We start from the raw sequence: 4,329 nt of genomic DNA, 5'->3' as shown, positions 1-4,329 counted from the left end.
GTCGTTATGCGTGGAGAGCGCCGAAAGCAGGGAGAAACGGATCAGCGCCTCGGCCGTTGCCGAGCCGTCGGCGCCGATCGACAGCGCCCTGTCGCATTCGCCGCGGCGGATCGCCTCGACGCCGAGTTGGATCGAGGTGGCGCCCGAGGCGCAGGCCGTCGACAGCGTGATCGGCAGGCCGCGCGTCCCAAAACGGTCGGCGAGCCGGTCGGCGATCGAACCGAACTGGGTGGTTTCGAAAACATCGAGTTCCTTCAAGCCGCGCGCCACGCGAAGCAGCCGTTCGGCGCCGATGTCGTGCTTGTCGGAATTGTAGAGCGAAAAGCGCTCGCTCCAGTCGAGTTCGACCGGCGGCGAGGCGAGGAAAAGCGGCCCGCCGAAATCGCCCGAATCAATGCCGGCTTCGGCCACGGCTTCCTGCGCGGCGATCTCGGCGAGATCGTAGGTAAGAAGACTGGCGCCTTTGGAGCTCGACGGCAGGAAATCGACCATGCCGGAGATGCGGGTGTTCAGATGGTCAACCGGAAAGCGGGTGATCGGATGGATGCCGGACTTGCCCGCGGTGAGCGCTGCCCAATTGTCGACCTTGCCGACACCCAGCGAAGTCACCACGCCGATACCGGTGACGGCGACGATCGGCCTGCCCATGTGGTCGTTCAGATTGGCCATGACTTGTCCCGGATCTTTAATCGGCGGCGTTGACCAACGCCAAGCCCTCGAATTGGTGATAGCCGACCGCCGTTGCAAGGACGGTCCTGGGAATGCCGTTGAACCGCTTCTCGGTGGCGGGGTCAAAAGCCGGGTAGGCGGCCTTACGTTCGACAGCCAGTGCCGCCAGCGCCACGGCGAAGGGAAACTGTGCTTCCTTCATGTGGCCGGTCAGCGTCGAAAAGCCGCGTGCGGCAATCGCCGGATTGGCGTCGAGCGCCGATTTCTCGGCAGCAGTAGCGGTATGGGCACCCGAAGCGCCCGAAATCGTCAGCAACTCGCCGTTCGGCAATGCCGCCTGCCTGAGCAGGGCGGCAATCTCGGCATCGAGTTCGCCCTGCCGGCGTTTTGCGCGTCCGGATATGACGGGGCCGAGTTCGGCATAGATCTTTCGCCCGCGGCTGATCGCATGTTCGCGCTGTTCCAGGACAAGAAACGCGCCGCCTGATCCCGTCACCACGCCACCGCCTTGCAGGCCTTGTCTCTGCCAGACCGGCCTCCAGGGGCCGCGATGCAGATAGCCGGCCAGTTCATAGCCAAGCAGCATGTCCGAATGCTCGGTCTGGAAGGCGCCGCCGACCAGGATATGCGTCGACTGGCCGGAGCGGATACGTGCGGCGGCCGTCTCGACGGCAGCGACCCCGGCGCCTTCCTCGCCCATGAAGGTGCGCGACGAGCCGGTCACCTTGTGAACGATCGAGATGTTGCCGGCGAGCAGGTTGGAAAGCTGCGCCAGAAACAGCGTCGGCCGCAACTCGGTGGTCAGTTTCTCGTTGAGCAGGACGTCACGGTCGTTGCGGCTTTCCGAAGCCGCGAGAATGTCGGCGTCGACGGTTTCGTCGCGCTCGCCGCCGCCGGCAGCCACCACCATGTCCATGGTCGTGCAAAGTTCGTCATTGCCCTTGATGCCGGCGTCGTCGAGCGCCATGCCGGCGGCGTAGGTGCCGAGCCTTTGCCAGGTTTCCATCTGCCGCTGGTCGCCGCGCTTGGCGATCTGCAGGTTCCAGTCGATCTCCGGCAGCGGGTGGATGGTGTAGGGCGAGAAGCGCGATGCTTCGAGCACGGGTTCCAGGCCCGGCTGGGCGAGTTTGCGCCAATGCGCATCCGGACCTTCGCCCAGCGAAGAGACAAGGCCGATGCCTGAGATGACGACGTGGTGGGGACTCATGGGCGGTTGTTGTGGGTCAGGTTTGAAGGCGCATCAAGATCGCGGGCTGAACCATTTCAGGCGTTCTTGGCCGCGACCAGAGCGTCGATCTTGGCGCACAGGTTCTTCATGACGAAGTAATCGTCGGTCGAGGCCTTGCCGTCATTGACCTCTTGCGTCCACTTTTCCAGCGGCACCTTGATGCCGAATTCCTTGTCGATGGCAAAGACGATGTCGAGGAAGTCGAGGCTGTCGATGCCGAGATCGTCGATAGTGTGGCTTTCAGGGGTGATCGTGTCGATATCGATCTCACTGGTGTCGGCGATGATCTTGGCTACTTTGTCGAACGTGGTGGACAAGGGCTTTTCCTTCGGTTGCGGGCGGAATCTGTCCGCATGTGTTTGCGCGCTGTCTAATCGGTTTTTCCGGGCAGGAAAAGGGCCTGATACGTCGGGCGCAGATGGGGTGGCTGTTCTGCCAGGGCAATAGGGTCGCGGGAACCTCCCGGCGATATGCCGCAACCATCCCATCTCTGGTCATTGCGTGAAGGTGCTCAGGGCCTTGGCCGAACATCGCGACATGAGCCTGAGTGACGTCGTCGAGGGCATCGTGCTTTTGAAGGCCAGACGCCGTTTTCCCCGGTGACCCTGGAAACGATCGGCCAATTGAAGCGCATCTACGGGCTTGAGCTTGGCGCAGCGGACAGCCACGGTCTGGCGGAAACCGGCGGGGAGGAGGATGACAAACCATCTTGAGCGCAGCCACGGCATCGTGCTTTCGGGGCCGATGATTTTCCCGTGTAGCGAACGCGAACGTCTATTCAGGGCAGCGAGTGGCGCGACTGAATTTGCCACAGCTACGTACCTTGCCGATGTCGATTCCGGCCACGACGCGCAGTATCATTAACGTGGGAGAAGTAGAGAGACATTGGCACGAGGTGCGAAAAAGCAACGCCAATATAGCTGATTAGTTACGACGTAGGTACTCTCGCAGATATGGTATTGGCCGTCCGGGGATTCCTGTACACGGTCCCGGGGGATGATGAAATTATGCGGCAAGTAAGTGTAACCACCGTCTATCCTGGACCGCACCGAAGACCGTGGTATGGCGCGGCAATCAGAACCACCGCAACACTTGAATTTCGTCTGTGGGTCAACCTTGTCCTCGTACCAATCGTGGGCGCTAGCGGCTGTCGCGGTGGCGATACACATTGCCGTGAAGATTAATCTTCGCATGGCATTCCTCAAGTATTTGGCAGCCGCTGCTCGTTCGAGCGTCTATGTATATTAGCGTTCCATTAAAAATACCATTGGCCCCCGACCGACTAACGCAGCTCCAGCAAGCGACGCTCGCAACTGAAAGACCGCAACGGGTCACGGCTTCCCCTTCAACTTTCTCCGAACAATGGCAAAGAAGGGTCGGAACCGGTATTCCGCTTAGGGTACCAGCGCAAGATTTTCACCCCTAGCGAACGCTTCAACCGTCTCCAGCGCAGATTAGAAGGTGACGCGGCCGAGCACGCGCAGGCCGTCGCCTTGCAGCTCGACGATCACGGCTTCGCCTTCGCGCGGCGAGATGCCGGTCAGAGCCATGATGTTCTCCAAATGGGTGACCATGACCACATTGTCGGAACCGGAATAGCCGCGGATCTCGTTCATGATCGCCTCGAGCTGGGCGGCTTTCTCGCTCGCGTCTGTCTTCAGCAGGTCAAGTGGCGCGAACGGTTCGGGTTCCGCCCTGAAAGCGATGCGGGCCGTGTCGAGGCAGCGGCAATAGCGGCTGGACAGTATGCGCTCGACGGGCGCGGCGCGGGCGGCGAACAGCGCGCCGATCTTGCGCGCCTGCTGCTTGCCGCGCACCGAGAGATTGACCTGGGTCGCGCATTTCTCGATGTCGAAATTCGCCGGATCGGTGGTGCCGGTCACCATGGCATGGCGAAGCAGCACCACATGTCCGCCGTCGCGCAACAGCGCCCAGCCGGCTTCAGTCGCATGGGCCGACGCGGGAATGACGAGCAGCAATAGCGCCAGCACAAATCGAAGCATCAAACGTCCTTTTCCGGTCACCGGAGGTGGGTTCCGGTGCCCGCATATAGGGACGGCAAAGCCGGTCGAAAAACAAGGCACGACCAATCCCGGCTGTTTGTGGGAACAGACCGCTTCGTAAGGCGGGGTGATTGCGCTGCAATCCCGGCTCGCCTATCAGGAGAAAAATGTCTCCACTCATCGAAACTGTCCTTTTTGTCTTCGGCCTTGTCGCGCTCGGCTATCTGGCCGGGCTCACCGGCTATCTGAAGGCCGAGGCGGGCGAGGCCATCGCCGAATTCGCCGTCGGGGTGGCGATGCCGCTGCTTCTGTTCCGCACCATGGTCAATGCCGATTTCCATGGTGCCGCGCCCTGGTCGTTCTGGGGAGCCTATTTCACGGCTGCCGCGGTCACCTGGGCTGGAGGCCATCTGGTGATCACGCGGGTGT

6 protein-coding genes are annotated in these 4,329 nt (G+C 61.6%); 2 read left to right on the top strand and 4 right to left on the bottom strand.

Going from position 1 to position 4,329, the window contains the following annotated elements; all coding sequences use genetic code 11:
• The 3 genes from EOA86_RS24200 to EOA86_RS24190 all read right to left on the bottom strand — a co-directional run.
• Window positions 1–669, bottom strand: a 669-nt coding sequence (locus tag EOA86_RS24200; protein WP_281035688.1) for a beta-ketoacyl synthase N-terminal-like domain-containing protein, incomplete at its 3' end; no start/stop codon positions are given.
• A gap of 16 nt (window positions 670–685) precedes the next feature.
• Window positions 686–1,876 carry a beta-ketoacyl-ACP synthase gene (locus tag EOA86_RS24195; RefSeq protein WP_127210960.1) on the bottom strand — a complete coding sequence of 397 codons (1,191 nt, stop codon included), beginning with the start codon at window positions 1,874–1,876 and terminating at the stop codon, window positions 686–688.
• A 56-nt stretch (window positions 1,877–1,932) separates the two neighbouring features.
• Window positions 1,933–2,214: an acyl carrier protein gene (locus tag EOA86_RS24190; RefSeq protein ID WP_006335407.1), complete on the bottom strand. Its 282-nt coding sequence runs from the start codon at window positions 2,212–2,214 to the stop codon at window positions 1,933–1,935.
• Window positions 2,215–2,593: 379 nt separating this feature from the next.
• Here EOA86_RS24190 and EOA86_RS38830 point away from each other — a divergent pair, with 379 nt between their 5' ends.
• On the top strand, window positions 2,594–2,761 hold the full coding sequence (locus EOA86_RS38830; RefSeq protein WP_164891937.1) for a hypothetical protein: 168 nt from the start codon (window positions 2,594–2,596) through the stop codon (window positions 2,759–2,761).
• A 590-nt stretch (window positions 2,762–3,351) separates the two neighbouring features.
• On the opposite strand, the gene EOA86_RS24180 is transcribed toward EOA86_RS38830, so the two are convergent.
• The gene (locus EOA86_RS24180) at window positions 3,352–3,900 is read right to left on the bottom strand and encodes a histidine phosphatase family protein (RefSeq protein ID WP_128343974.1); all 549 of its coding nucleotides are present in this window, start codon (window positions 3,898–3,900) and stop codon (window positions 3,352–3,354) included.
• Window positions 3,901–4,067: 167 nt separating this feature from the next.
• Between EOA86_RS24180 and EOA86_RS24175 the strand changes: the two genes are divergently transcribed.
• A partial coding sequence (locus EOA86_RS24175; RefSeq protein ID WP_206630117.1) for an AEC family transporter occupies window positions 4,068–4,329 on the top strand: 262 nt, incomplete at its 3' end.

Source organism: Mesorhizobium sp. M5C.F.Ca.IN.020.32.2.1, from assembly GCF_004023105.1.
GTDB classification, from domain to species: domain Bacteria; phylum Pseudomonadota; class Alphaproteobacteria; order Rhizobiales; family Rhizobiaceae; genus Mesorhizobium; species Mesorhizobium wenxiniae.
Note: the sequence above shows the minus strand (reverse complement) of the source record. Positions and strands in the feature narration are given on the sequence as shown.

What these genes read in the sequence shown, in the direction of transcription:
- EOA86_RS24195 (WP_127210960.1), bottom strand. Translation starts at nt 1,876, where the DNA reads ATGAGTCCCCACCACGTCGTCATCTCAGGCATCGGCCTTGTCTCTTCG.
- EOA86_RS24180 (WP_128343974.1), bottom strand. Translation starts at nt 3,900, where the DNA reads ATGCTTCGATTTGTGCTGGCGCTATTGCTGCTCGTCATTCCCGCGTCG.
- EOA86_RS38830 (WP_164891937.1), top strand. Translation starts at nt 2,594, where the DNA reads ATGACAAACCATCTTGAGCGCAGCCACGGCATCGTGCTTTCGGGGCCG.